The organism is Cupriavidus necator (genome assembly GCF_016127575.1).
Classification (GTDB): domain Bacteria; phylum Pseudomonadota; class Gammaproteobacteria; order Burkholderiales; family Burkholderiaceae; genus Cupriavidus; species Cupriavidus necator_D.
Genome location: NZ_CP066018.1, coordinates 590053 through 614208, shown reverse-complemented (window position 1 = coordinate 614208; position 24156 = coordinate 590053). Strand labels below are relative to the sequence as shown.

Here is a 24156-nt window from a genome sequence, read left to right as displayed (position 1 = left end):
GGGAACTACTACTGGTGAGGGTCGATGAACAACTCGTGAACATCGACCCCGAGAAATTCCGCAAGCCTGCAGATATTGTCAATTGTTGCGTTGTTCACCGCGCGCTCGATCTGACTGACATAGGTCCGATGGAATCCTGCCTTGATGGCTAAGTCTTCCTGAGATAGGCCCGCAGCCTCCCTTGCCTTCCGTAGGTTGGAGGCAACCCTAAGCCGCGCGTAGGTCTTTTCAGCACTCTTTGACATGGGGCGCAGAGTGCGCAAACCAAGGCTAAAAATCTACACACATGCAACTCTACTGGATATACATCTACTGTTTATAAATCTATAATGCCATGGTTTGTAGGTGCACCTGTGGGACCAATGCTGCCCTGCATCACTGCGTAACAGACAAAGGCCAAGAAGGCGATGATTTTGTTTTTGGACTATGACGGTGTCTTGCATCCAGACGCCGCTTACTTGGTGAACGGGCGCCCCGAGCTTCGCGCGGCTGGAACGCTGTTCATGTGGGCGCCGATTCTCGAGGAAATTCTCGCGCCGTACCCTCAGGTCCGTATTGTCCTTTCTACGTCGTGGGTTCGGGTCCTCAAAAGCTTCAGTCGCGCACGTGCCTATCTGCCGGCTGCGCTGCAAGCACGTGTCATCGGCGCGACTTGGCATTCGGCAATGGCGCAGCATCATGAAGGCGCTCATCGCGTAGACGCGAGTTGGTTCAACGAGCTCTCGCGGTATGCCCAGATCGCACGCTACATTGCGCGGGCCGGGCTGCGGGCCGAACACTGGCTGGCCGTCGATGACGACAGCGAGGATTGGCCCGCCGAGCTGCGCGACTACTTGGTCGAGACGGATGGCGTGCTGGGCCTCTCGAGCGCGTCTGCGCAGTCCGAACTGGCGCAGCGGCTGCAACGCATGACCGCTAAAGCCCTGCTCGGGAGCTAAAACCGATGCTACGCGTTACCGTGGAACTTATTCCAGACGGCCAGGAGGAATACTGCCGAACACTTGGGCGGATCGAGATCGACAATGTGTTGGGCGAATCCCTGACCACCGGCGCCTATCGCATCGTCATGGACGAGTTCGATGCACGCATCCCAGCGCAGTGCTCAACCTTCCGGACTATTGCGTCGCTGGACAATGTGGAGCGCGACCTCGTTCGCCCCATGCAATTGGTCGGCATGGCGCTCAGCGTCGTGGCCCCCGTCAAGCGCACCATGCATAGCTCGCAGAACGAACCGCAGGGCGTCGTGCTGACGCGCGAGGCCATTTAACGCGGCTCGAACCCGCCGGGGGAGGGCCATGACCGAAAAGTTCGTGTTCCGAGAAATGGGTTTCACGCGGGGGCGCACCTTCGATCTAGCCGACAATTGCGTGGTACCCCCGCAGAGATTCCCAATATCCTCGCACGTCCGCCCCTTTTTGATGTGGTCAAGCTCGCTCATCAATATCCGCTGGAACCGTTGCATGGGGCGAATCGACGGCTCAGGGTGAGTTGCGAAATCCTCGAGCGCCAATTTCTTCGCACGCAGGGGATCCTGCGCAACGTCGAGCGCATCCCGACTGCCGAGCAGGCAGGGCGCGCCCTGGCGCATTGGCTGCCGGCTGGACTGAAAACCATTGTGCAAGACCAAGAACGGTATATCTATTTGACTGACGTCCCATTCGAGTTGGAAACGCTGATCAGGCGATGGCTGCGCTGGCAGCTCGATAGTGCGCCGGAGACTGATCCATGGCAGCGACGGGCTGGCGCTTTCGCATGACGGATGGTGTGCGTTCATGGGCTGGCTGACCGATGCCCTGCAGCGCGGACTGGATCAAATGGAAATCGGCTTGTAATTAGATCCGCATGCCTCGCACCACCACGCGCCCACGCAGCTGCCAAGCCAACAACTATCGCGTGGATTCACTTAACCCCATAGGACCGAGAAGGTCCTGCTTCGCGCCGACGTCACGGCCTCGGCGCATTCACCTCCAAGCCATTCGTTGCATGCAAAATCTCGCAGTTCTTATCCTTCCGGGTACCTGGTCATCGCTCGTCGAATTCAAGGCGGCCATTAAGAAGCAGGCGCCAAACTATCGCTTTGCCAATGGCGTGCTCGTGGATCAGCGAACCCGCCAGGGCGTCCACATCCACTTTCAAAAGGGGCACAACTCGAGCATTGTGGAGGACTTTCGATGTGGCGGTACCTATTGGTACGACTCCGATGACATGCGGGCCATCGCTCGGCATACCTCTCATGTCCTCCTTGCGGACGCCGGCGGAAGTCGGCAGCGCATGGCACATGTGATGGGCGCTGCGAGCGCCGTGGTCCGGGCCGGCGCACTAGGCGTGTATGTGGAGAACGCCGGCGTAGCCCATCCCTCACAGAACTGGCTGGCGCTGGCCAATGACGGCATCGATGGCATTTTTCGGGCATTCGTCGCCACCGTAGATGCTGGAGGTAGTGGCGCTCACTGCAGTGGCATGCAAAATTTTGGACTGAAGGGCGTGAGTGTCCCGTCTAACATCCCCGACTGCACAACCGTCGCCGGCGCTTTCGCTTGGCATTTGGTCGTGAAGGAGGTGAAGGTGAAAGTCGGTGAAACCATGATGGTCGGCACGAAATCTTACAGCTCTCGCGTCCGGATCGTTGAATCTACAGTAGCCCCCGAAGGCTCAATGTTTTACAACCGATTCGGCACCTTGCAACTCCTGCCCGCGACGTCTGTGCACTAACGCGACATATCAACAGATGTCGGCACCCTGGTGTAGAGTGACTCGCGCCCGACTGCGAGATGGCGCATCTGCACTCTCGCTAGCAAAAGCGCGTAGCGCGGGTCGCTGTAGACCATCGCTTTGGGGGATGGCCAGCCAAAATAGGAACGCAACGATCCGCATCGCTGCTGCAAATGGAACCGCAGCGCATTTTGGGACGGGAAAAACTAGAGCATAGCTTCCTCCGGTTGCTCTCGTCGCGGTCATACGGATAGGGAGATCGCTCGCGTCGCGCCGCGGACATGGGTTCCTGGCGTGGGCCCAGAATTGCGTCTCGCTGCCCAGGCGTTCAATGCTTAGGCCGGTTCGAGTTCGGCCATTAAGACTCGTCCGATGCGTCGTCGAGCACATTGATGCTCGATTTGAACGGCGCCTATTGACGCTGTGCCTGCCCAAGTTGGGCTCGTCGCCCACTACCATTACGAAGATCGAAGTTAAGTGAGCTGGGCAAAATTTCGGGGGCATGGGTACCCTGGCAATGGTTTGCTTCGCGTCGTCGGTTGGGGCGCACGCGTGGTCTCCACGCGTGTGGGAGATTTTCTGAATAGTGTCCTGGCTTGACTGAGCACGTCCAGACCGAGACTGTCTTACTGTCCCAGGGACGTCGCTGTCTAGTTTCTCCCAACCAGATGCCATGTATGCACGTCTCCGATGCCTCTTGCTGCAATCACCCCGTGGTCTTCGAGTAGGAAGGTTTTTCCAAGTTGCTGTCGAGTGTCGTCAGTTACTTGAATGCCGCCGACTATGCCCTGAGACTCCATCCGGCTCGCGATGTTCACGGTATCACCCCACAAGTCATAGATGAACTTTCGCCTCCCAATCACCCCGGCTACGACGGCCCCGCTATGGATGCCAATCCGCAACCGCAGCGCGTAGCCGCTTCGCTGATTGAATCGGCTCAGCGACTCCATCATGTCTAATGCCATATGGGCGGCCCGAACGGCATGATCCGCCACCGGTATCGGCAAACCGGCGGCCGCCATGTATGCGTCGCCGATTGTCTTGATCTTCTCGAGTCCCCGGCCGTCGGCGATTTCATCAAAGGCGGCAAATATCTCGTTTAGTACCTCCACTAGTAGTTCTGGGCTCATGCCGGGAGCGAAGCGGGTGAAATGCACAATATCTGCAAACAGTACTGACACCGACTCGAACCTGTCGGCGATGACGTCCGGAGGGCCGGCGGATAAAGGATGGGAACGCTGTTTCAGACGTTCGGCGATCGGAGCTGGCAACACGTTTAGCAGAAGACGCTCAGTGACCTGTTGCTCGCAAACAAGCTTTTCGTAAAGGCGCCTGAGCTCATCGCTCTGACGGACTATCGTCTCCCGGCTCGCTTCCAGTTCCTGCACCTTGCGCTCGAGTTCCTTGCCGTACTGCAAGGACTCACTGTGCAGCAGGCGTACCTCCAGCATGTTCCGCACCCGCATCAGTACCTCGCCGAGATCGAATGGCTTGCTGACAAAGTCCTTCGCGCCGGCCTGCAGTGCGCGCAGTTTGTGATCGGGTTGGGCGGTGACAACGATCACCGGAAGGTAGCTGTCCGGCTGGACGACCTTGAGATTCTCCATGACCTCGAACCCGTCCATGCCAGGCATCTGGAGATCCAGCACGATCAGGTCATAGTGGTTCCTGCCGTGAAGCTCGGAAACCATGCGCGGATCGGTGGTTGATTCGACGCTGGTATATCCGGCCGCATGCAGCATCCTTTCGAGCAGCAGGACATTGGCCTCCAGATCGTCAACGACCAGGATTTTTGCAGCCAGGATGTCCGATGGGTGGATCATGGCAAGCCAGTTCGCGGGACTCGGTGCTAGCCCTGCGCAATTGATCCTCGCGGTTGTTCCAGTGCGGCGTTCAGTGCATCCATGAATTCGTGGATCCTGATGGGCTTGGTCAGGTACCGGAAGAATCCTGCCTTCATGCCCCGCTCGATGTCGCGTGGCATGGCATTGGCACTGAGCGCGATGACCGGAATATGCATTGTCATCGGGTCTTCGCGCAGGCGTCCCAGTGCTTCGATGCCATTGATGTCCGGCAGATGGATATCCATCACTATCGCATCGGGCAGCGAAGTGCGCGCGAGCTCGACTCCGAGAATCCCGGTGGCCGCCGACAGCAAATGCACGTCTGCCCGGCGGGCGAGGAGTTGCTCCAGGAGCTTAAGGTTGGCGGGGTTGTCTTCGACATACAGCAAGGTGTGCATCGTGGACGGGGCTTCGATTGGCGACCGGACAGGTGCGGCGGCCTCCGTGCTCTCGCCAGCCATTGCGGGAGGCGCGGCAGCAGGCAGTTCGACCCGGAACACGCTGCCCACGCCAGGCGTGCTTTTGGCGCTGATGGTTCCTCCCATCAACTCGGCCAGCCGCTTGGCCACCACGAGGCCGATGCCGGTGCCTTCCACGGGGCCTGCCTCATGCCCCAGGCGGTTGAACGGCTGGAATAGCTGGGCCAGCCGTTCCGGTGTCAACCCTACTCCAGTGTCGCGCACGCTGACGCCTACGCGATGTCCCGTCGTCGTCACCTGCACATCGACTGAGCCTTGGTCCCGGTTGTACTTGATGGCATTGGAAAGCAGGTTGAGGAGGATTTGCTTCAAGCGGGTCCTGTCGGCACGGACGAAGCAGGGTGGTTCGACTGCGGGAAACCGCATGCGGACCGAGCGTTTCAGTGCTTGCTGCTCAAGCATTGCCTGGCACTCGTGCAAGGTGTCGATGACCGATACCGGCTCAGGGGACAGCGACGCCTGACCGGCTTCTATCCTGGCCAGGTCAAGGACTTCGTTGATGAGCTCCAGCAAATGCCAGCCCGCCTTCAGGATCTGGTCGATGCTGGCCTGCTGCGACGCAGTCGGAGGCGGAGCCTCAGAGGCCATCAGCTGCGCGAAGCCAAGGATGGCGTTCAGCGGATTGCGCAATTCATGACTCATGCTTGACAGGAACTCCGACTTCGCATGGTTGGCACTTTCAGCAGAGGCCTGGGCCTGCTTCAGCGCTTCGATGTCGGTGCCGGATGCAAGCCACTTTACGATCTTGCCATCAGCATCCTTCAATGGTGACCCGCGTTCGAGGTGCCATCGGTAGGCGCCATCGGATGCCCGTTTCAGGCGATATTCGATTTCGTACTCGCAGCCTCTCGCCACTGCGTCTGCCCAGTGGCCGATATTGCGCGCGTAGTCCTCGGGGTGGACGGCCGATTTCCAGGCGCCGGACCGAGTCTGCTCAAGACTGAGGCCGGTATAGCTCGTCCACCGTCGGTTGCAGTAATCGATCCGGCCATCCGCATCGGCGGTCATGATCATGTGAGGGATGCCGTCGGCGAGCAGCCTGAAGTGCGGCTCGCCCTCCCTGAAGTCGAGGGCGGAAGGTCGATCCTTTCCCGATCCGTCATGAGGCTGCCTGCGCATGATCTGCCCCCGCAGTCGGCGGTCTGGCGTCTGCACGCAAGAGGCGATGGCAGGCCGGCCGGAATCCGCGTCATGAAGGAAAGCATACTCGCAGCCACTGCCGGCGCAAACCGGCATGCGCGGGGAAGTCCCCGGTCAACTCGCGAGTCGACAGTGCGCCACTTGGGGCGGCTCAGCCGAGGCTGGATGCCACTTCAATGCCGCGCAGGACATGGATACGGCTCAACATGTCGCTGGCATGGCTCAGGAAGCCCTGGCGTGCGCGTCCGGACAGCGTGACGGGTTTCATCAGCATGACGCTCAGTGGGTTCTGCGGCACGTCATTGAAGCGAAGCTCGTAGTGCAGATGCGGTCCGGTCGCCCAGCCAGTCTGTCCGATATACGCGATCAGTTGCCCCTGCGTGATGCGCTGGCCGGGCTGGATGCCAGCGAAGCCAGACAGGTGCGCATAGTACGTCGAGTAGCCGTCAGGATGCTTGAGGATGACGATATTGCCGTAGCCTGTCTGCTGGCCGACAAAGTCAACAGTCCCGTCCGCTGTGGCGAAGACCCGGGTTCCTGTCGGGGCGGCAAAGTCGACACCCTTGTGCTTGATCCATTGGTGGTGCACCGGGTGGTTGCGCCAGCCGAAGCCAGACGACAAGCGCGAGAACTCGACCGGCGAGCGGAGAAACGGGCGCGCCATGCCCCGTCCGTCGAAGGTGTAGTAGGCACCGGAGTTGCTGCCATCTGCGCCGTCATACCACAGGGCCTGGTAGAGCTGGGCGCGGTTGACGAGTTCGACGGCCACGACGCGACCGTTGCGCACCAGCGCACCATCACGGAAGCCCGCCTCATAGACAATGTGAAAGCGATCGCCTTGGACGATGTCGTGCTGGAAATCGACCACGCCCGAGAAGATCGAGATCATCTGCCGGACGATGTCGTCGGGCACCTTCGCGGCGTCCATCGTCCTGAAGAACCCATTCGCGGTGATGGTGCCGGAACGCATCTCGTAACGCAGTTCGTTCCTGACCGCCTGCAAGTTCGCCTTGAAGGCGGGCTTCTGGAAGTCGCCGGCCCGCCGGATCAGCAGTTCGCGCGAGGCGGAGGAATTGCCGGCAACGAGGGCGCGCAGCGAGACCAGCAGCTTGTCCTGGTCGACCTCCGCCTGGACGACCTGATCCGGCTGGAGGTTGAAAAGGGTGCGCGCCGCCGGATCCCTGGAAATGAACTGCTGTGCGTCCGGATCTTCCACGCCGAGCCGTCTGAGCAACGTGGCGATCGTGTCGCCGCGTCGCATGGGCTCCTCGTGGATGTAAGTTGCACCGGCATCCGCCAGCTTTTCGAGCTGGTCGCGCACGTCGGGCAGTTGCAGGGCTTCCAGCCGGCGTGGCGCACCAGCGTCATGGTAGGCGCTGCGCGGCGCCACGCCCATGGCTGCCGCCATGCAAAGCATGAGGACAGCCGCCAAGCCGGCTGGCAGCCAGGACGGTGTGTATCGGCTCATTCCCCGCCTCCTGTCTGACCCGCGCATCTTGCCGACTACCCTTGCTGCCCCGTCGGGCCCTATCGGGCGCCGATCTCCCGGCGGTCAGGCGACATCCTGGCCAGGTAGCGGGCCACTGCCGGGATGTCTTCGTTCGACAAGGCGGCGGCAATGCTGTCCATGGCGCCGGACGCGTCATGGCGTTTGCCGCTCTTGAACGCGGCAAGCTGTTGCCCAAGGTAGCTCTCGCCCTGGCCGGCGAGGCGTGGTGCCAGGTCCTTTCCGGTCAACCCTTCGGCATGGCAGGCCTGGCAACTGCGCGCCTGGACCACAGCCTTGCCGCGCGCCTCGAGCGCGGCGCTGGCCGTGACATCCGGGCTACCTGTGGGCGCCTGCTTTGCGTAATAGGCTGCCAGCAACCCGATCTGCTCATCAGTCAGGTTCCTGGCGAGCGGCCCCATGGTCGGGCTGTCGCGCTGCCCGCTGGCGAAGGCGCGCAACTGCGCCTCGATAAAAGCCGCCGGCTGGCCGGCCAGGGCAGGGTACTCGGCATTGTGGGACTGACCGCGCGGGCCATGGCAGGCGAAGCAGGTCTCCGGGAATTGCGGCCAGCGTCCACCATCGGTCTGGCTGGCTACGGCCTGGTTATCCAGTGCCGTCCCGAACCGGTGATAGCCCACGAGGTCGGGGACGATGAAGGCGGCCACCGCCACCACGGCCGCAGCCGCCACGAGAACAGGGCGCTTGTATTTCATTCATGCCTCCCGAACCGGGTATGCCAGGGCGCCCAGCACCTGCAGGGCGGCGCGGTGGCCGGAGCGCACGGCACCATCCATGGCGCCGGCCCAGATGTCGGCCGTCTCGGTGCCAGACCAGATCAGCCGCCCTGTCGGCGGATGCAGGTACTGGCCCAGCTTCGTCCAGAAGCCCGCCGGCATCGGGTTGATGCAACTCATCGACCAGTTATCGACCTTGCCCCAGTCGAGGTCGTGGTATTGCGTCGGCTTCAACGCCTTGTCCCCGAACGCCTGGGCATAGATGGCCGAGAGGATGCGTTCGGCAGCCTTGGGCTCGGCGGGCAGGAAGCCAGGCTTGACGAATGCGCTGATCACGCCGACCGAGCCGTCTGGCGGCGAGTTGTCGACCGACCAGATCAGCGGGCCGTCCAGCGGCACAACCTGTCCGTTGAATCCCTTGTCGCGCCAGAAGGGCCGTGCATAGACATGCGCCGTCTTGCGCATGGGCGCGTGCGCCGGCCAGAACCGATGCAATTGCGCGCGTCCGGCGGGCAGCGGCGGGTCGAAGACGACCTGCTGGCATAGCGCCGGATTCAGTGCGGCGATCACGTGGCGCGCCCGTACCACGCCCTGGTCGGTGTGCAATTCGACAATGTCGCGATCCCAGCCAACGATCTTGCGTACCGGGCAGGACAGCCGCACCTTGTGGCCAAGTTCGCGTGCCATCCGGATGCTGAGGATCTGCGCGCCGCCGACGAAGCGCGTCTCCTGGGCGCCGCCCTTGATCCTCTCAAGTGTGTCGTAGTCGCTGTTAGCGCTGTTGATCACCGACAGGTAGTGCAACAGTCCCAGTTGCGCCGGTTGCGCGCCGAGCGACAGGGTTGCGGCCAGGCTGAAGGAGAATTTTTCCTCGTTGCTCAAGTCTTGCCGTGCCAGCCAGTCGCCGAGCGACAGCTTGTCTAGTTCCGCCGCGTTTGCCGCTGTCCAGGGGGCGCCGCTGGGTACGCGGCCCGCCAGCTCGCTGAGTTTGGCGGCGACCTTTCCCTGGGCGCCGACGCCGCCCTGGAGATCCTGCGCCACGCGCACGTCGCCGGCCAGGAACACGGTCTTGCCCTGGTAATAGGTTTCGAAGGTGTCGACGCCGAGCTCGCGCGCCAGGTCAGCAATGGCGGTCTGGCCGGGCCCGATCCACTGCCCGCCGGCTTCCGAGACCACGCTGTTGCCAAGGTCATGGTTGTAGGTGCGGCCGCCGACACGGCTACGTGCCTCCAGGACGACGAACGTGTCACATCCGCCGCGTTTCAGGTCGCGTGCGGCGGTCAGGCCCGCCAGTCCGGCACCGATGATCGCGACATCGAGCACGTCGCGCCCCGCAGATGCGGCGCCGGCGCCCTTCACCCGCGGCGCTGCACTCGCTGTGCGTGGTGTGCCTGCCAGCAGCGTTGCAGCGCTAGCCGCCGCAGCCGCGCCGAGGAGGCGGCGTCGGGTCAGTGCGACTGTGTCGCGGTTCACGATGTCTGCCGGTGCGGCATCGACTTCCAGCGCATCTTCACGTGTCTTCGCGTGCATTGTTAGGACAAAAGTTAAATGATTGGCATGCTCGCGGCAAATATAGGTCAACAACACAAACAAGTCAAAATTATGAATCGCGAGCCCAAGTTGATTCCTGCGTAGGCGAGGAGAGTCCATGTGGGATAGGGAATACCCGCCCTTTTACTTCTGACTTATCTTTGTCATCATGACCTAATGTTGGTAGGTTGTTCTACAAACGAGGCGACCGGAAGCGCACGTGACCGGGCGCCGGGCTTAATGAAGAATCAGGAGAGCATCCATGGATGAATCCAAGCGCAGCGCCTTCGATGAGGACGGTGCCGTCCTCATCGAAGGCTGTCTCAACGCGGAACAGTTAGCCATGTGCAGGCAGGTCTTTGACTGGGGCATCGAGAACCCGGGGCCCAACGCTCATAGCCTGTTTGACGGCTCCGTGCAACGGTCGCACGTCGATAACGCCAATCCATTCGCAAAGGGGCGGCTGGATGAGCTGGTCGCCTCGCTCCCGTTCGGCCAGCTGTTCGCCGATCTCTGGGGCTCTAAACATGTCTGGTACTTTGCGGAAGAGTTGTTCCTCAAGCAGGGAGGCCGGGCCGGGCGCTCGCCCTGGCACCAAGACACCTCCTACCTGCCTTGGGGGGGAAAGCACTTCGCCAACGCGTGGATCAGCTTCGAGGCGGTCCCCAAGCGTAATGCGCTGGAGATCGTCAGGGGCTCGTACCTGGGTACGCGCCACGACGGCAGCACCTTTCAGAACCCCGACGACCCGACCGAGCCGTTGCACGGCGGTGGGGTCTGGCCGCGGCTGCCTGACATCGAGGCCGAACGCCGCATCGATCCCAATGCCTACGACATCCTCTCCTGGGCTACGCAGCCCGGAGATGTTCTGCTGCTGCACCCGGGTTCGCTGCACGGCGGGGGTGCTGTCGACGCCGATTTCCCGGACCGCCATACGCTGGTCTTGCGCTTCTTCGGCGATGACGCGGTTTTCAGTCCGTTGCCGGACCACAGCGATTCGGGCTTCACGCCGGCGGGTGTGCTGTACGTCGAGGAGCTGGCATCGCTGAAGGCAGGTGATCCCTTCCGTGCGCCATGCTTCCGCCAACTCATCTGATAAACGATACCGACATCATGACAACCACGACGATGAAACGGCAGCCGGTCATTCCGCCCGGCACCCAGCCGCTCTACGACGCCTACCATTTCGCCCCCGCGACCCGCGTGGGCGACACCATCTGGGTGTCGGGCCAGGTTGGGCTAGACGCAGCGATGAAGCCCGGCGAGGGCATGGAGGCACAGGCTCGGCTGGCCTTTGCATCCCTGAAAGCGGTCCTCGAAGCGGCAGGCGCAAGCCTGGAGGATGTTGTCGAGCTGACGACCTATCACACCAACCTGCGGCAGGAAATCGAGGCCTTCACGAAGGTCAAGGACGAATACCTGCCGAGCCGTTATCCGTCCTGGACTGCGGTGGGGGTGACAGAGCTGGCGCTTCCCGAGCTGTGCATCGAGATTCAGGCGGTGGCGGTAGCTGGCAGCGGCGGCGCCTGAGCCTGGTTGTCCTGCGCGCGCCTCGAGCGCAGTCGAAGTCCGTGGATCACGATTTCCAGAGCTGGGCAGGCGGGCCTGCACTGCCGGGACGGTCAACACCTGTGCCCGGCCGTGCGGCCTTGAGGACCTGTGTATCTCCAGCACAGCCTCGGGCGGCATGGGGCATCGCCGGATCACTACGGCGGTCTGACTGACAGCGTTGGCTTGCGGCTTCCGGTGCCACCCCAGCAGCCGCGAGCCGTGCCTCGTGCCATTGGTTCGCCGCTGCGCACGGTACCGGGTGCGTTTGCGAGCATCGCAGCCAAACGCGCAGGGAATACCCTAGCTCTTTTTTTCTTTTGTTCTTTGTCATTGTTACCTAAGTTTGGTAACGTGTTCTACCGAAAAAAACACACGAAGCGAGGCACTTCGTTGCCATGCCAGACAGGAGACTCAGATGAGATACAAGACGTTGTTCCTCAGCGTGACCCTTGCGTTCGGCGGAGCGGCCTATGCCGCGGCCTCCGAGCAGGACGCGGGCCGGCTCGGCAAGGACCTCACTCCGGTGGGTGCCGAACGGGCCGGTAACAAGGACGGGTCGATTCCGGAGTGGACCGGCGGGGACATGAAGGCACCGGGTGGCTGGAAGCCCGGCACGGCGCGCCCCGACCCGTACGCGAATGACAAGCGCGTACTTTCGATCGACGCGTCCAATGTCGACAAATACAAGGACAAGCTTGCCCCCGGACAGATCGAAATGGTGAAGACGATCCCGGGTTATCGGATGGATGTTTATCCGACCCACCGTTCTTGCGGTTTCCCCGACTTCTTCTACGAGCGGACGAAGAAGAACGCAACGACGGCGAAGCTTGGCGCCAACGGCCAGGACCTCGCCGAGGCGATCGGCGCCGCCGTGCCGTTCCCGATTCCGCAGAACGGCGCCGAAGCCATGTGGAACCACAAGCTGCACTGGAAAGGAGAGGGATTCCAGATGAGCTATGCGGGCTACATCCCGCCGAAGGGCACCGACAGCATTGGGGAGCCGCTTGGCCAGCAGGAATGGCAGATGTCGCCGATGTGGTCGCCGTCGAACAAGGGCGTCGACGACGCCCGCGGCATCGAGAGCCTGTACCTCAACACGTTTACCAGCCCGCCCTCGATCGCGGGGGATGCCACCCTGACGCAGTACAAGTTCTCCGAGGCCAACGACGTCTGGCTGTACTTCGCGAGCCAGCGCCGCGTGCGCCGCGCGCCGACATACCAGTACGACGCCCCGCAGCTCAACACCGAGAACCTGCTGACCGTCGACCAGTACATGCAGTTCAACGGCCCACTAGACCGCTATGACTGGAAGCTGGCCGGCAAGAAGGAGATGTACGTGCCCTACAACACGTACCGGGTCAACTCTTCGGCGAACAAGGTCGATGAAGTCGTCAAGCCGAAGTTCCTCAGCCGCGACCTGACGCGCTATGAGCTGCACCGGATGTGGGTGGTCGAGGCCACGCTCAAGCAAGGCATGCGGCATACCTTCCCCAAGCGCGTGTTCTACATCGACGAGGACACGTGGACGATCCTGGTGGAGGACATGTACGACGCGCAGGGCAAGGTCTGGCGCACCACCGAGATGGGTCCCTACATGGCCTGGGAAGTGCCGGCCTGCGTCTGGGCGGCCAATACCAGCTATGACCACCAGACCCGCCGCGCCGTGCTCGACCGAGTCGTCGCCGGCCACAAGGAGCCTGACTGGCTCGCCGCGAGGGAAGGGCGCCTGAAGGAGAAGACCTTCGAGCCGGACGGCCTGCGCCGGTTCACCACACGATAAGCCAAAAAAGAGAACCACGGGGAGACAGGCATGAAACTGCGTGATGTTGCAGCAGCGGCGGCGCAAGCCGCCGCGGGGATGCGGATGGAACGGAAGCTGGCCCGCTCGGTAATCGTAGGCCTGCTGGCGATGGCGGATGCCGGCTCGGCTTACGCTGCACAGTGGACGCTCGACAACGGCTGGGCGGTAGCCTTCGACTCGACGGTTTCGTTTGGTGCAGCGATGAGAACGTCGAAAACGAACTGCAGCTTTGTCGGCAACGACAACGGCGGCTGTGTCGGCGACGCGCCTACGCCGCTGCAGAAAAGTAACCCGTCTGTCTTCTCGTCGAACCTGGATACGCTGCGCCTGAATCAGGACGACGGCAACCTGAACTACAAGCGCTGGCAGCCGGTTTCGGCCAATGCGCAGTGGACCAGCGACCTCTATGTCAAGGGCACCAACGGGTGGAGCGGGCTGGTGCGCGGCGTCGTCAACTATGACTTTGCGACCGCCCACACCAGACGAACCGATCTCGACTCGGATGCGCGAAACTTCGCCACCAGCGACCCGCGTCTGCTCGACGCCTACATCACCAAGGAATTCGACGTCGGCGACCAGCAGGCGCGTGTCCGGGTCGGCAACCAGGTGCTGAACTGGGGTGAAAACCTCTACATCCCGGGCGGTATCAACGCGATCAACGCGATCTACCTGCCGTCCGCGCACCAGCCGGGAACGCCGCTTAAAAATCTGTTCATCCCCGCGCCCATGGTCTCTGCGAGCACTTCACTCGGCAAGGACCTCGGCCTGGAGGCCTTCTACCAGTGGAAGTGGAACAGCTTCAAGTTCGACGCGCCCGGGACCTTCTTTTCGACCAGCGACTTCCTCGGCAAGGGCGGACGGGGCTTCTATATCCCGACTTCAGCCGTCAATGGCGCGCTGGCTGCGTCGGGGCTGGCCCCGCTTCCCACCGGCACGATCGGCGACACGGGGACCCGGATCGTCGGCATCAATCCCGCGACCGGGATGCCCTACAACCGCCGCCTGAGCACCGGGGAGCTGGCGAACCCCAATACCAATCCGGTCGGGCCCCTGGTCGGAACCGGCACCTTCATCCCGCGCGGCCCGGACAACAATCCGAGCAACAACGGGCAAGGTGGGATGGCGATGCGCTACAAGTTCCCCGACAGCGGCAACGAACTCGGCCTCTATTACTACCACTACAGCGAGAAGGTGCCGTTCGTGAGCTACCAGGTGGTCAACACGACGAGCAACCCGTTCGGCTGGCAGGCGTCCCTCGACTACGGCAAGAACCGCGACCTGTTCGGCCTCTCGTACAACTTCCAGGTTGGCGAATGGGCGATCGGCACCGAGCTGTCGTACCGTCCGCGGGACAGCGTCGCCATCGATCCGACCACGGTCATCGATCCGGCCAACCCCTACTACTGCAACGCCCTGGCCGATTTTGCGGTCAAGCCGGTCGGAAGCAGTTGCCGCGGGGCGATCGACACGCAGCACTATCAGCTCCACCTGACCGGCATCCACATCATGTCGCCTTCGGGCTCGTTTGGCTGGCTGCTGCGCGCGTTGGGCGCGTCCGAAGGCACGATCACCGCGGAAGGTGCGCTGGCGTATTACCCGAAGCTCAGGCTCAACGCCGGGATTCCGTATGCGGTCACCGCCGACTACACGCTGCCCACCAAGTTGTCGGCGGGGATGGTGCTGGCAGCCTCGGTGACCTATCCCAACATCTTCGGCACGCGGGCATCGCTGTCACCGGACATCGCCGTCATGCAAGGCATCGGAGGCTATTCGGCCACGGCGCTGCCTGGCTTCATCCGGGGCGCGGGCGCCGCAGTGATCGGCGCGACCCTCGACTTCAAGACGAAGCCGGAGACAAAGATGCGCCTCGACTACACGCACAACTGGGGCGGTAGCGGCAGCAACCTGCTGCGCGACCGCGATTTTGTCTCCCTCAGCATGACCACCTCCTTCTAATGCTTTCACGCTTGATAACCCGTCTGGAAGCGGCCCTGTTCGGGCACCGCCTTCCTTTCCTGCTCGCACTGGCAGGATTCACCGCCTTGATGGGCGTGCTCGGCGCGAAGCTGCACCTCGAAGCCGGCTTCGAGAAGCAGTTGCCGCAAGGCCACGAGTACATCAAGACCTTCGAGCAGTTCCGCGACAAGCTCTTCGGTGCCAACCGGCTGACCATTGCCGTGCATGCCCGCAAGGGCGATGTCTGGAATGCGGCGGCGCTTACGCAGGTCCTCAAGGTGACCGAGGCCGTCACCTATCTTCCGGGCGTAGATCGCACCAGCGTGACGTCGCTGTGGACACCGAATGTCTTCTTCACCGAGATCACCGAGGACGGCTTCCGGGCAGAGGCGGTGGCAGGCGGGGATATCGTGCCGGAAAAGCTCTCCGCCGATGTCATCGGCAAGATGCGTCAGCGCACCATGGCCGGCGGCCATGTCGGGACCCTGGTCGCACGCGACCAGTCCAGCGCCCTGATCACCGCCGAACTGGCCGACGTCGATCCCCGCACGGGCAAGAAGCTCGACTATATCCAGTTCAACCGGCTGCTCGAGGAAAAGATCCGGCGCCCGTTCGAGAACGACCAGGTCGAGATCGAGATCATCGGCTTCGCCAAGCAGATCGGCGACATTGCCGACCGCGGAGCGGACGTGACGCGCTTCTTCGGCATCGCCTTCCTGCTCACCGGGCTGGCGGTCTACTGGTACTGCCGGTCGGTGCGCCTGACCCTGCTGCCGCTCGGCTGCTCGCTCGTGTCCTTGGTCTGGCAGTTCGGCACGCTGCACCTGCTGGGCTATGGGCTTGACCCGCTCGCCATCCTGGTGCCGTTCCTGGTGTTCGCGATCGGTGTCTCACACGGTATCCAGCAGATCAACTTTATCGTCCGCGAGGTCGCCCAGGGTACCGACTCCGCCATTGCCGCCCGGCGCAGCTTCACCGGCCTGCTGATTCCCGGATCGCTGGCGCTGATCACCGCGCTGGCGAGCTTCGTCACGCTTATTCTCATCCCGATCCCGATGATCCGAGAACTGGCGATCACCGCGGCCATCGGCGTGGGCTACAAGATCGTCACCAACCTGATGATGTTGCCGGTGGCGGCGTCGTACTTCCGGTTCACGCCTGAGTTCGCGAAACGGGCGCTGGCGCGGCGCGAGAGTCATAGCGGATGGCTGGGGGCGGTGGCCCGGATCGCCCAGCCGCGGAACGCACTGATCGTGACCGTCGCCGGCGCAGTGGTTTTCGGCCTTGCGTTCTGGCAGAGCCAGGACAGGCACGTGGGCAGTCTCCAGGCCGGGGCGCCGGAATTGCGCGCGGATTCCCGCTACAACCTGGACGTCGCCGCGATCGTCAGCCGCTTCGACGTCGGCCTGGACTGGCTCACCGTGGTGTTCGAGGCCACGCCCGATCGCCATGGCGAGGTTTGCTCCCGCGCCGACGAGTTCCTGTTCGTCGACGACTTCGCCTGGCGCATGGGCAGCGTACCCGGCGTGGTGTCCACCGATTCGCTGGCCGCCCAGCTCAAACTCTACAACGCCGGCATGAACGAAGGCAGTCCGAAGATGGCCACCGTGACGCGGGACCCCCGCGGGCTCGGCTCGCAGTTCCAGGGCGTGAACAACCGCATCGCCGGGCTTTCGTCGAGCGACTGCCGAGTACAAGGCGTCAACCTTTATCTGCCCGATCACCGCGCCACGACGATCAAGACCGTGGTGGCGGCGGTCAAGCAGTTCCGCGAGTCCAACCGGCTTGATGGCGTCACGGTCAGGCTGGCAAGCGGCAATGCTGGCGTCCAGGCAGCCACGAATGAAGTGCTGGAGGCCAGCGAGTTGCCGATGATGCTGTACGTCTACGCCGCCATCCTCATTCTGGTCTTCCTTGTGTATCGGGACTGGCGGGCGATGGTTGCGTGCTGCCTGCCGCTGACCGTGGCCACGTGGATTGGCTACTGGTTCATGAAGGAGCTTGAGATCGGCCTGACCGTGGCGACGCTGCCGGTGATGGTGCTCGCGGTCGGCATCGGCGTGGACTACGCCTTCTACATCTACAACCGCCTGCAGGTACAACTGGCAAACGGTCTTGCGTTCACCGACGCGCTTGCGGTCGCGCTGAAGGAGACAGGGCTGGCGACCGTGTTCACGGCCATTACGCTCTCGGTCGGTGTGGCGACCTGGATGTTCTCGAGCCTTAAATTCCAGGCCGACATGGGAGCTCTGCTGACCTTCATGTTCCTCGTCAACATGGTCATGGCCATCACCCTCCTGCCCGCGTTCGCGGCGGTGCTGGAGAAGTTCTTTCCCCGGCGCGGCCCAGTGCGCATGCCGGAAATCCTGAAGCACTGAGACGCAAGTAGGCGTCAATCTCCCATGAACCTGCACCGATTTTTACCTGTTGTCGCGATCGCCTTGGGCGTGGTGTGCCCGTCGCGGGCGGTGGAGACCGCTGCCGCAGCTCCGTGGCCGACCCTGGAGCCGGCCCGGCAGGTGTCCAATGCGGTCGCCGCACCGCTGCTGGCGTCTGCGCGTGCCGGCAACCGCGTGGTCGCCGTCGGCGACCACGGCGTCATCCTCCTTTCTGATGACGGCATCAAGTTCCGGCAAGCAAGGATGGTGCCGGTCCGCTCGCTGCTGACTTCCGTTCAGTTCATCGATGCGCGGCGCGGCTATGCGGCGGGGCACGATGGCGTTGTGCTTGGCACACAGGATGGCGGCGAGACGTGGATGCTCTTGCGTGCCGAGCGGGGCGCAGAGCAGCCGATCCTTTCGCTCTACTTCGACAGTCCGGAGCATGGCATCGCCGTAGGGCTGTACGGCTGGGCTATCGAAACACGCGATGCCGGCCGGACCTGGTCCGAGATCAAGGTGGAGGCGGGTGAAAACGCGGACCGTCACCTACTGCACATGTTCGGATCCGGCCGCGGATCGCTCTTCATCGCTGGCGAAGGCGGCACCATCTTCCGCTCCGCCGACAGAGGCAAGTCGTGGCAGGCGTCGACCACTGGCGACAACGGCTCGCTGTGGTACGGGCACTCACTTCCCGACGGCTCTCTTCTGGTCTGCGGCATGCGAGGACACCTGTACCGCAGCAGCGACGACGGTAAGACATGGCAGCGCGTGGACTCGCATACCACCCAATCGCTGACCGGGATCGCGGAGCTTGCTGACGGCCGCATCGTCGTCGTCGGCATGGCCGGGACCGTACTCGACAGCAAGGACGGCGGCAAGACGTTCTCGGTTACGCAGCGCGCAGGGCAGGAGTCCCTGACTGCAGTGCTAGCGAACGGTTCGCGGCCGCTGCTGATGTCAATGGCGGGTCCGTTGCAGGACGACGGCCCGGACAGGCGATAGGCACCCAAAAGTATTGTCCAGTCGTCCCTTCATAGGGCGGCATTCCTTCCAACCCAATCACTTGTCAGACACAATTCTCAAGGAGACAAACCATGGCAAAGCACCCCGTCGTCGTCTATGGCGCAAGCGGCTACACCGGCATGTTGATCATGGACTGGCTGATCGACCAGGGCATCCCTTTTACGGCCGTGGCGCGCAACGCAGGCCGGGCGAAGGAAATGATGGCACAGCGTGTCGTGCGCCTGGAATCGGCAAACTATGAACTCATCGAGGCGGAACATGACGTCGATGCCCTGGTGAATGCATTCCGCGGCGCGAGGGTGGTATGCAACACCGTCGGGCCATTCTCCACGGTCGGGCTCGTTGGCGTCGAAGCGGCGCTCAAGGCGGGATGCCATTACCTCGACACCACGGGCGAGCAGCCGCACATCCGCCGGGCGCGCGATCAATTCGGCGACCTGTACCGGCAGGCCGGGCTGCTGCTGTCGCCGTCCAATGCCTACATGTACACGTTCGCCGAGATTGCCGCGGAGCTGGCGCTGGAGACACCCGGCGTCGATGCCCTGGAAACCGCGACGTTGGCGCGCGGCCCGCGTAGCGGCGGTGCCGGCGTGAGCGTGGGTTCGACCGCGACGATCTTTGAAGGCTATCGCCACGAGGCTTGCTACCTCTGGGAGAAGAAGCTGGTGCCATATGCGGCGGATGCGTCGTTCAATGTGGTCGATCCTGCCTTCATGCAACCGGTGTTCTGTCTGCCGTGGGGCGGTACGTCGCTGCCGGTCTACTTCGAAAACGATCCGCGCGTACGCAGCTGCATCTCCAGTGTCGGTTTTTACGACAACAACGCGATGCAGACAGTGCATGCGCTGGGCAAGAAGTGGGAAGCAGAGTACAAGCACCTGCCCCGCGAGCAGCAGGACGCGGTGCTGAAGCAGATCGTTGATTCGACCACGCCGGCCATGCCGCCAAGGGAACGCACTACGCTGCAGCGCACCGTCGATTTCGCCATCGGCCGCGGTCAGGTCGCTTCGGTGCGGGCGACCGTGCATGGGACCACGCCATACATCGCCACCGGGGCTATCCAGACGGCAGGCGTCATCAAACTACTCGACGGCGACACCGCAAAGGTCGGCTTCGCATCCGGCTCGAAGGCCTTCGGACACCGCTACCTGCTCGGCTTCCTCGAGCAGCGCGGGCTGGCTCGTGCGACGGTTTCGCATCTGTAATTGCCGTGCCGCCCCGGCCTGCTCTTCAGGCCCGGGGCGGGAAAAATGCACCGGCCGCTTTGACCCGTACACGGACGGCTCGCACCGCAACCCGGCCGAACCGTCACAGATTCTGAGGACTACTTGAAATGGCAATCATTGATTATTTTGACCGCGGGTTGCGCATCAATCCCCGCGGCATTGCCTATATCCAGGGCGAGCGCAGCTACTCGTTCCGGGAGATTGGCGAGCTTTCCTGCCGCATCGCCAACGGGTTGCTGGCGGAAGGCTTCGGCAGGGAAACCAAGGGAGCGGTCTGGGCAGATAACGACGTGACTGCCTGGAGTTGTGCGCTGGGGCTATGGCGAGCGGGGATGGCGTACATCCCCGTCAACGGGCGCAACGCGCCGGAGGAGAACCAGTTCATTCTTGACGCATTCGACTGCGAAGTGCTGTTCTTCCAGGAAGCGTTCGCATCGGTAATCGAGACGCTGCGTCCCCGACTGCCGAAGGTCAGGCTCTGGGTGTGTATCGATGCCGCGCTGCCGTGGGCGCCGTCGCTGTCTACTTGGAGCGAGGGCCAGGCCTCGAGCGCGCCGCTCATCGATTACGACATGGACGATGTCGTGACCCTTTCGGCAACGGGCGGGACGACCGGAGCACCCAAGGGCGTAATGAACGCGCACCGCGCTTACCAGGCGTACTTCGCGCAGTTCATGATGGCGTTCCCCTACCAGGGGGACGAACGCCCGGTGAATCTCGCCGCCGCGCCGATGACGCATACCGCCGGGATGCTGTCGCTGCCCTGCACTGCGCGCGGCGGTACGGTGGTCGTGCTGCCGAAGCCGGACCCGGCAGCGTTGATCGGTGCGATTGCGAAGCACCGGGTCACGGAGCTCTTCCTGCCGCCGACGGTGATCTACCGGTTGCTGGACATTCCCGGGATCGGGAAACAGGATTTCTCATCGCTCAAGTACTTCCTTTATGGTGCTGCGCCCATGTCGGTAGAGAAGCTCAAGCGCTCTATCGAGGTGTTTGGCCCGATCATGGCCGGCGGCTACGGTCAAACCGAGGCCCCGGCGTCGATCTCCTACCTGACGCCGGCCGAGCATTTTGTCGGCGGCGAACTGGCGTCCGACGAACGGCTATCCTCGGTCGGCCGTCCCAACCCGCTCATCCGTGTGGAGATCATGGGCGAGCACGGCGAGGTTCTGCCGCAAGGCGAGACCGGCGAGATCTGCGTGCGCGGCGACCTCGTCATGAAGGGCTACTACAAGGCGCCCGACAAGACTGCGGAGGCGATCGTCGACGGCTGGCTGCATACCGGCGACATCGGACACCTCGATGCGGAGGGCTACCTCCATATCACCGACCGCAAGAAGGACATGATCATCAGCGGCGGCTTCAACGTCTATCCGAGTGAAATCGAGCAGGTGATCTGGTCCCATCCGGCTGTGCAGGACTGCGCGGTGATCGGCGTGCCGGACGAGAAGTGGGGCGAGGCGGTGAAAGCCGTGGTGGAACTCAATGCGGGCTACGAGGTAAGCGCCGACGAGCTCGTTGCCCTTTGCAAACAGAAGCTCGGCTCGGTCAAAGCGCCGAAGAGCGTGGAATTCGTCGCCGCACTGCCGCGAAGCCCGGTCGGGAAGGTGTTGAAGAAGGATCTGAGAGAACAGTACTGGCAAGGACAGCAACGCAAGATCTGAACGAGGCACCCAGGAAAGAAGACATGAGCAACATTTACATCGCCGGCATCGCAATGACCATCTTCGGCCGGCATTTCGACATGAGCATCGAGGGACTCGCCGGTGCCGCGCTACGCGGCGCCTTGCAGGACGCCGGCTGTAGTGCCGACGCCATCGGTGCGGCCTTCTACGCCGGCATCACCAATGGCCAGCTTCAGGGGCAGTTGTCGATCCCTGGCCAGGTCGTATTCAGCAAGGTCGGTATCGAAGGCATTCCTGTGTTCAACGTCGAAAATGCCTGCGCGTCCGGCAGCACGGCGGTGCACCTTGCAGTACAGCACCTCAGGGCAGGCAGCTGCGACGTCGCGCTGGCACTTGGCGCGGAGAAGATGAACGTCGCTGACAAGTCGAGGTCGTTCGCCTTGTTCGACGCGGGATGGGACGTATCCCGCGTCGAGGAAAACTTCGCGACGCTGGCGAAGCTGGGGGAAGGCATCGAGCCGCCGCCGGGATCGGAATCCGACCGGCCCTATAGCCGCTTCATGAAGATCTATGCCGCCCTGTGCCGGTATCACATGAAGACCTACGGCACGACACAGCGCCAGATTGCGGCTATATCGGCGAAGAATCACGGGCATTCGGTGCACAACCCGCATTCGCAGTTCCGCCAGGCTTTTACGGTCGAAGAGGTGCTCGCCGCGCCGCCGATCACCTATCCGATCACGCTGCCGATGTGCGCGCCGGTCTCGGACGGTGCAGCGGCGGCAATCCTCTGCACGGAAGAGGGTCTGCGGCGCATCGGCGCCGATCGCAGTCGTTGCATCCGGATCGCGGCGAGCGTGATCCGCAGCTTTTCGCATCGGCGCATCGACGAGCCGGAGAAGAACATCGGCCGCCTCGCCGCGCTTCAGGCTTATGAGCAGGCCGGCCTGGGCTCTGAGGATATCGACGTGGCCGAGGTACACGATGCCTCGGCGATGGGCGAGATCATCCAGGCCGAAAACCTTGGGCTGGTGCCGCTGGGGGAGGGTGGGCCGGCTGCGGAGCGCGGGGAATTTACACTCGGCGGGCGCATTCCGATCAACACGTCTGGCGGCCTTGAATCCAAGGGCCATCCACTGGGTGCGACAGGTATCGGCCAGCTCTACGAACTGGTCACCCAACTGCGTGGAGAAGCAGGGGCGCGGCAGGTAGGCGGCGCGCGTCACGCGATTCAGGAGAACGGTGGCGGCTTGCAGGGCGTCGAAGAGGCTGCGCTTGCAATCCATATTTTGAGCAAGGAGTGAGGGAGGCAGATATGGACGGGTTCAACTGGCAAGGCGGACAGGCGTATCGGCCACTTGGAGGCTGGGTGGAGCGGCCAGATGACCTGCAGCCGCAACTCGACGGTGACGTCAGCGCGGATGTGGTCGTTGCCGGGGGCGGCTTTGCCGGACTGTCCACCGCGCTGGAGCTTGCCGCGCGCGGGGCAAAGGTGATCGTCCTCGAACGCGAGTTCGCCGGGTTCGGCGCGAGCGGGCGCAACGCGGGCTATCTTGCGGGTGGGCAGGGGTTGGAGTACGACCTGTTTCTCAAGCGCGTGGGACACCAGCAGGCCAGGGAAATCGTGCGCTTCTACGATGAAGGCGTCGACTACGTGGAGCGCAAGCTTGCAGAGTACGCGATCGACTGCGACTACAACGCCTCGGGCATCATCCGCGCGGGCGTCCATCCGTCCCAGGAAAGGAAGCTGCGCAAGAGCATGCGTACCGGCGTGCAACTTGGCTCTCCCGGGGAGTTTCTGGACTACGCCGCGATGCGGGCACGGGGCATCCCGCCGGCGTTCCTGTTCGGATGTCATGTCCCTCGTGGCGGTACGCTCGATCCCGGCAAGTATGTTCTGGGGCTGCGGCGCGCGGCGCTGCGCGCGGGCGTGAAGCTCTATGAGAACACGCCGGTGCTGTCCTGGGACGAAGGTCCCACCGTCCGGGTGCGGACCGCGAAGGGCAGCGCGAGCGCGCCGTTCCTGGTGCTTGCAACCAACGCCTATACGCCGCAACTTGGCTTGCTGCGGAACAAGGTAATGCCGCTGCGGGTGTCGGCAATCGAGACTGAGCCATTGTCCTCGGCGCAACTGGCGTCGCTTGGCTGGCCACGGCGCGAAGGCATCGTGACGTCGCACTGGACCATGGAAAGCCATCGGCTGACGGCGCGCAATACGCTTGTTCTGACGACGAAGCGGTTGCGCTACATCTATGGTGCGCAGACACCGAACGTGCCGGACGAAGCGTCCTACCGTGCCCTGGCCAGGGCGCTGCATGAGCGGTTTCCCATGCTGGGAGGGGTCGCCATCCGGTCATGCTGGAGCGGGTACATCAGCCTTGCCTACGATGCGCTGCCCGTGGTCGGCGCGGCGGGTGCTGACCGCAACATCCTTTATACCGCCGGGTGTTCCGGGCATGGCGTAGGTACCCAGTCGTTGATGGGACTGCTGCTGGCCGAACGGATACGTGGCGCGGAGCATCCGCTACTCTCGGCGTTGCACCACAGGACGCCGTCGACGCTGCCCGAACCGCTGCAATGGTGCGCCGTCAATTCCGCGCTGGGCGTGGCCAACATGATGGACGATCGGGTGAACCGCAAGGCACGCTACGCAGCGCGGTCGTAG

At 63.0% G+C, this 24156-nt stretch carries 20 protein-coding genes; 14 read left to right on the top strand and 6 right to left on the bottom strand.

Annotated features, from left to right (window positions below; genetic code table 11):
- Positions 1–8: 8 nt before the first annotated feature.
- Positions 9–245, bottom strand: a complete 237-nt coding sequence (locus I6H87_RS02900) for a helix-turn-helix domain-containing protein (protein ID WP_041687194.1) — start codon at positions 243–245, stop codon at positions 9–11.
- A gap of 162 nt (positions 246–407) precedes the next feature.
- Between I6H87_RS02900 and I6H87_RS02895 the strand changes: the two genes are divergently transcribed.
- The 4 genes from I6H87_RS02895 to I6H87_RS02880 all read left to right on the top strand — a co-directional run bounded on the left by I6H87_RS02895 (position 408) and on the right by I6H87_RS02880 (position 2712).
- Positions 408–938 carry an HAD domain-containing protein gene (locus I6H87_RS02895; protein WP_011614715.1) on the top strand — a complete coding sequence of 177 codons (531 nt, stop codon included), beginning with the start codon at positions 408–410 and terminating at the stop codon, positions 936–938.
- A gap of 5 nt (positions 939–943) precedes the next feature.
- Positions 944–1267, top strand: a complete 324-nt coding sequence (locus tag I6H87_RS02890; RefSeq protein WP_011614716.1) for a hypothetical protein — start codon at positions 944–946, stop codon at positions 1265–1267.
- 96 nt (positions 1268–1363) lie between these two features.
- Complete coding sequence (locus I6H87_RS02885; protein ID WP_136227744.1) at positions 1364–1756, top strand: hypothetical protein; 393 nt, start codon at positions 1364–1366, stop codon at positions 1754–1756.
- A gap of 227 nt (positions 1757–1983) precedes the next feature.
- The gene (locus I6H87_RS02880) at positions 1984–2712 is read left to right on the top strand and encodes a hypothetical protein (RefSeq protein WP_051398461.1); all 729 of its coding nucleotides are present in this window, start codon (positions 1984–1986) and stop codon (positions 2710–2712) included.
- 650 nt (positions 2713–3362) lie between these two features.
- Here the strand turns inward: I6H87_RS02880 and I6H87_RS02875 are convergent.
- From I6H87_RS02875 to I6H87_RS02855, 5 genes are all read right to left on the bottom strand, one after another.
- Positions 3363–4535 (bottom strand): adenylate/guanylate cyclase domain-containing protein, encoded by a 1173-nt coding sequence (locus I6H87_RS02875; protein WP_011614718.1) that lies wholly within the window; start codon positions 4533–4535, stop codon positions 3363–3365.
- Positions 4536–4561: 26 nt separating this feature from the next.
- Positions 4562–6154, bottom strand: coding sequence for a PAS domain-containing hybrid sensor histidine kinase/response regulator (locus tag I6H87_RS02870; protein ID WP_041687196.1), 1593 nt, complete (start codon positions 6152–6154; stop codon positions 4562–4564).
- A 172-nt stretch (positions 6155–6326) separates the two neighbouring features.
- Positions 6327–7643 carry a M23 family metallopeptidase gene (locus I6H87_RS02865; protein ID WP_011614720.1) on the bottom strand — a complete coding sequence of 439 codons (1317 nt, stop codon included), beginning with the start codon at positions 7641–7643 and terminating at the stop codon, positions 6327–6329.
- Between the two features lie 59 nt (positions 7644–7702).
- Positions 7703–8377 (bottom strand): c-type cytochrome, encoded by a 675-nt coding sequence (locus I6H87_RS02860; RefSeq protein WP_011614721.1) that lies wholly within the window; start codon positions 8375–8377, stop codon positions 7703–7705.
- Positions 8378–9928, bottom strand: coding sequence for a flavin monoamine oxidase family protein (locus tag I6H87_RS02855; protein WP_081225769.1), 1551 nt, complete (start codon positions 9926–9928; stop codon positions 8378–8380). It lies immediately after the preceding gene.
- Between the two features lie 262 nt (positions 9929–10190).
- Between I6H87_RS02855 and I6H87_RS02850 the strand changes: the two genes are divergently transcribed.
- The 10 genes from I6H87_RS02850 (at position 10191) to I6H87_RS02805 (ending at position 24156) form a co-directional block, all read left to right on the top strand.
- Positions 10191–11024 (top strand): phytanoyl-CoA dioxygenase family protein, encoded by an 834-nt coding sequence (locus tag I6H87_RS02850; RefSeq protein ID WP_011614723.1) that lies wholly within the window; start codon positions 10191–10193, stop codon positions 11022–11024.
- Positions 11025–11041: 17 nt separating this feature from the next.
- Positions 11042–11458, top strand: coding sequence for a RidA family protein (locus I6H87_RS02845; RefSeq protein ID WP_041687650.1), 417 nt, complete (start codon positions 11042–11044; stop codon positions 11456–11458).
- A gap of 436 nt (positions 11459–11894) precedes the next feature.
- Positions 11895–13259, top strand: coding sequence for a DUF1329 domain-containing protein (locus I6H87_RS02840; protein WP_011614725.1), 1365 nt, complete (start codon positions 11895–11897; stop codon positions 13257–13259).
- A 30-nt stretch (positions 13260–13289) separates the two neighbouring features.
- The gene (locus I6H87_RS02835) at positions 13290–15236 is read left to right on the top strand and encodes a DUF1302 domain-containing protein (RefSeq protein WP_011614726.1); all 1947 of its coding nucleotides are present in this window, start codon (positions 13290–13292) and stop codon (positions 15234–15236) included.
- Entirely contained in the window at positions 15236–17614 is a 2379-nt protein-coding gene (locus I6H87_RS02830) for an efflux RND transporter permease subunit (protein WP_198489262.1), read from the top strand. Before I6H87_RS02835 ends, I6H87_RS02830 begins: the two co-directional genes overlap by 1 nt.
- Positions 17615–17638: 24 nt before the next feature.
- Positions 17639–18619, top strand: coding sequence for a WD40/YVTN/BNR-like repeat-containing protein (locus I6H87_RS02825; protein WP_011614728.1), 981 nt, complete (start codon positions 17639–17641; stop codon positions 18617–18619).
- A gap of 92 nt (positions 18620–18711) precedes the next feature.
- A complete protein-coding gene (locus I6H87_RS02820) occupies positions 18712–19845 on the top strand; it encodes a saccharopine dehydrogenase family protein (protein WP_011614729.1) in 1134 nt (377 codons plus the stop codon).
- A 128-nt stretch (positions 19846–19973) separates the two neighbouring features.
- Positions 19974–21530, top strand: a complete 1557-nt coding sequence (locus I6H87_RS02815) for an AMP-binding protein (RefSeq protein WP_011614730.1) — start codon at positions 19974–19976, stop codon at positions 21528–21530.
- A gap of 23 nt (positions 21531–21553) precedes the next feature.
- The gene (locus tag I6H87_RS02810) at positions 21554–22795 is read left to right on the top strand and encodes a thiolase family protein (RefSeq protein ID WP_011614731.1); all 1242 of its coding nucleotides are present in this window, start codon (positions 21554–21556) and stop codon (positions 22793–22795) included.
- Positions 22796–22806: 11 nt separating this feature from the next.
- Entirely contained in the window at positions 22807–24156 is a 1350-nt protein-coding gene (locus I6H87_RS02805; RefSeq protein ID WP_011614732.1) for an NAD(P)/FAD-dependent oxidoreductase, read from the top strand.

Excerpts from the sequence above, each read along its gene's own strand:
- I6H87_RS02865 (WP_011614720.1), bottom strand. The coding sequence starts at position 7,643 with ATGAGCCGATACACACCGTCCTGGCTGCCAGCCGGCTTGGCGGCTGTC.
- I6H87_RS02835 (WP_011614726.1), top strand. The coding sequence starts at position 13,290 with ATGAAACTGCGTGATGTTGCAGCAGCGGCGGCGCAAGCCGCCGCGGGG.
- I6H87_RS02870 (WP_041687196.1), bottom strand. The coding sequence starts at position 6,154 with ATGCGCAGGCAGCCTCATGACGGATCGGGAAAGGATCGACCTTCCGCC.
- I6H87_RS02840 (WP_011614725.1), top strand. The coding sequence starts at position 11,895 with ATGAGATACAAGACGTTGTTCCTCAGCGTGACCCTTGCGTTCGGCGGA.
- I6H87_RS02805 (WP_011614732.1), top strand. The coding sequence starts at position 22,807 with ATGGACGGGTTCAACTGGCAAGGCGGACAGGCGTATCGGCCACTTGGA.
- I6H87_RS02810 (WP_011614731.1), top strand. The coding sequence starts at position 21,554 with ATGAGCAACATTTACATCGCCGGCATCGCAATGACCATCTTCGGCCGG.
- I6H87_RS02880 (WP_051398461.1), top strand. The coding sequence starts at position 1,984 with ATGCAAAATCTCGCAGTTCTTATCCTTCCGGGTACCTGGTCATCGCTC.
- I6H87_RS02895 (WP_011614715.1), top strand. The coding sequence starts at position 408 with ATGATTTTGTTTTTGGACTATGACGGTGTCTTGCATCCAGACGCCGCT.
- I6H87_RS02855 (WP_081225769.1), bottom strand. The coding sequence starts at position 9,928 with ATGCACGCGAAGACACGTGAAGATGCGCTGGAAGTCGATGCCGCACCG.
- I6H87_RS02890 (WP_011614716.1), top strand. The coding sequence starts at position 944 with ATGCTACGCGTTACCGTGGAACTTATTCCAGACGGCCAGGAGGAATAC.
- I6H87_RS02850 (WP_011614723.1), top strand. The coding sequence starts at position 10,191 with ATGGATGAATCCAAGCGCAGCGCCTTCGATGAGGACGGTGCCGTCCTC.
- I6H87_RS02860 (WP_011614721.1), bottom strand. The coding sequence starts at position 8,377 with ATGAAATACAAGCGCCCTGTTCTCGTGGCGGCTGCGGCCGTGGTGGCG.
- I6H87_RS02845 (WP_041687650.1), top strand. The coding sequence starts at position 11,042 with ATGACAACCACGACGATGAAACGGCAGCCGGTCATTCCGCCCGGCACC.
- I6H87_RS02875 (WP_011614718.1), bottom strand. The coding sequence starts at position 4,535 with ATGATCCACCCATCGGACATCCTGGCTGCAAAAATCCTGGTCGTTGAC.
- I6H87_RS02900 (WP_041687194.1), bottom strand. The coding sequence starts at position 245 with ATGTCAAAGAGTGCTGAAAAGACCTACGCGCGGCTTAGGGTTGCCTCC.
- I6H87_RS02830 (WP_198489262.1), top strand. The coding sequence starts at position 15,236 with ATGCTTTCACGCTTGATAACCCGTCTGGAAGCGGCCCTGTTCGGGCAC.
- I6H87_RS02820 (WP_011614729.1), top strand. The coding sequence starts at position 18,712 with ATGGCAAAGCACCCCGTCGTCGTCTATGGCGCAAGCGGCTACACCGGC.
- I6H87_RS02825 (WP_011614728.1), top strand. The coding sequence starts at position 17,639 with ATGAACCTGCACCGATTTTTACCTGTTGTCGCGATCGCCTTGGGCGTG.
- I6H87_RS02815 (WP_011614730.1), top strand. The coding sequence starts at position 19,974 with ATGGCAATCATTGATTATTTTGACCGCGGGTTGCGCATCAATCCCCGC.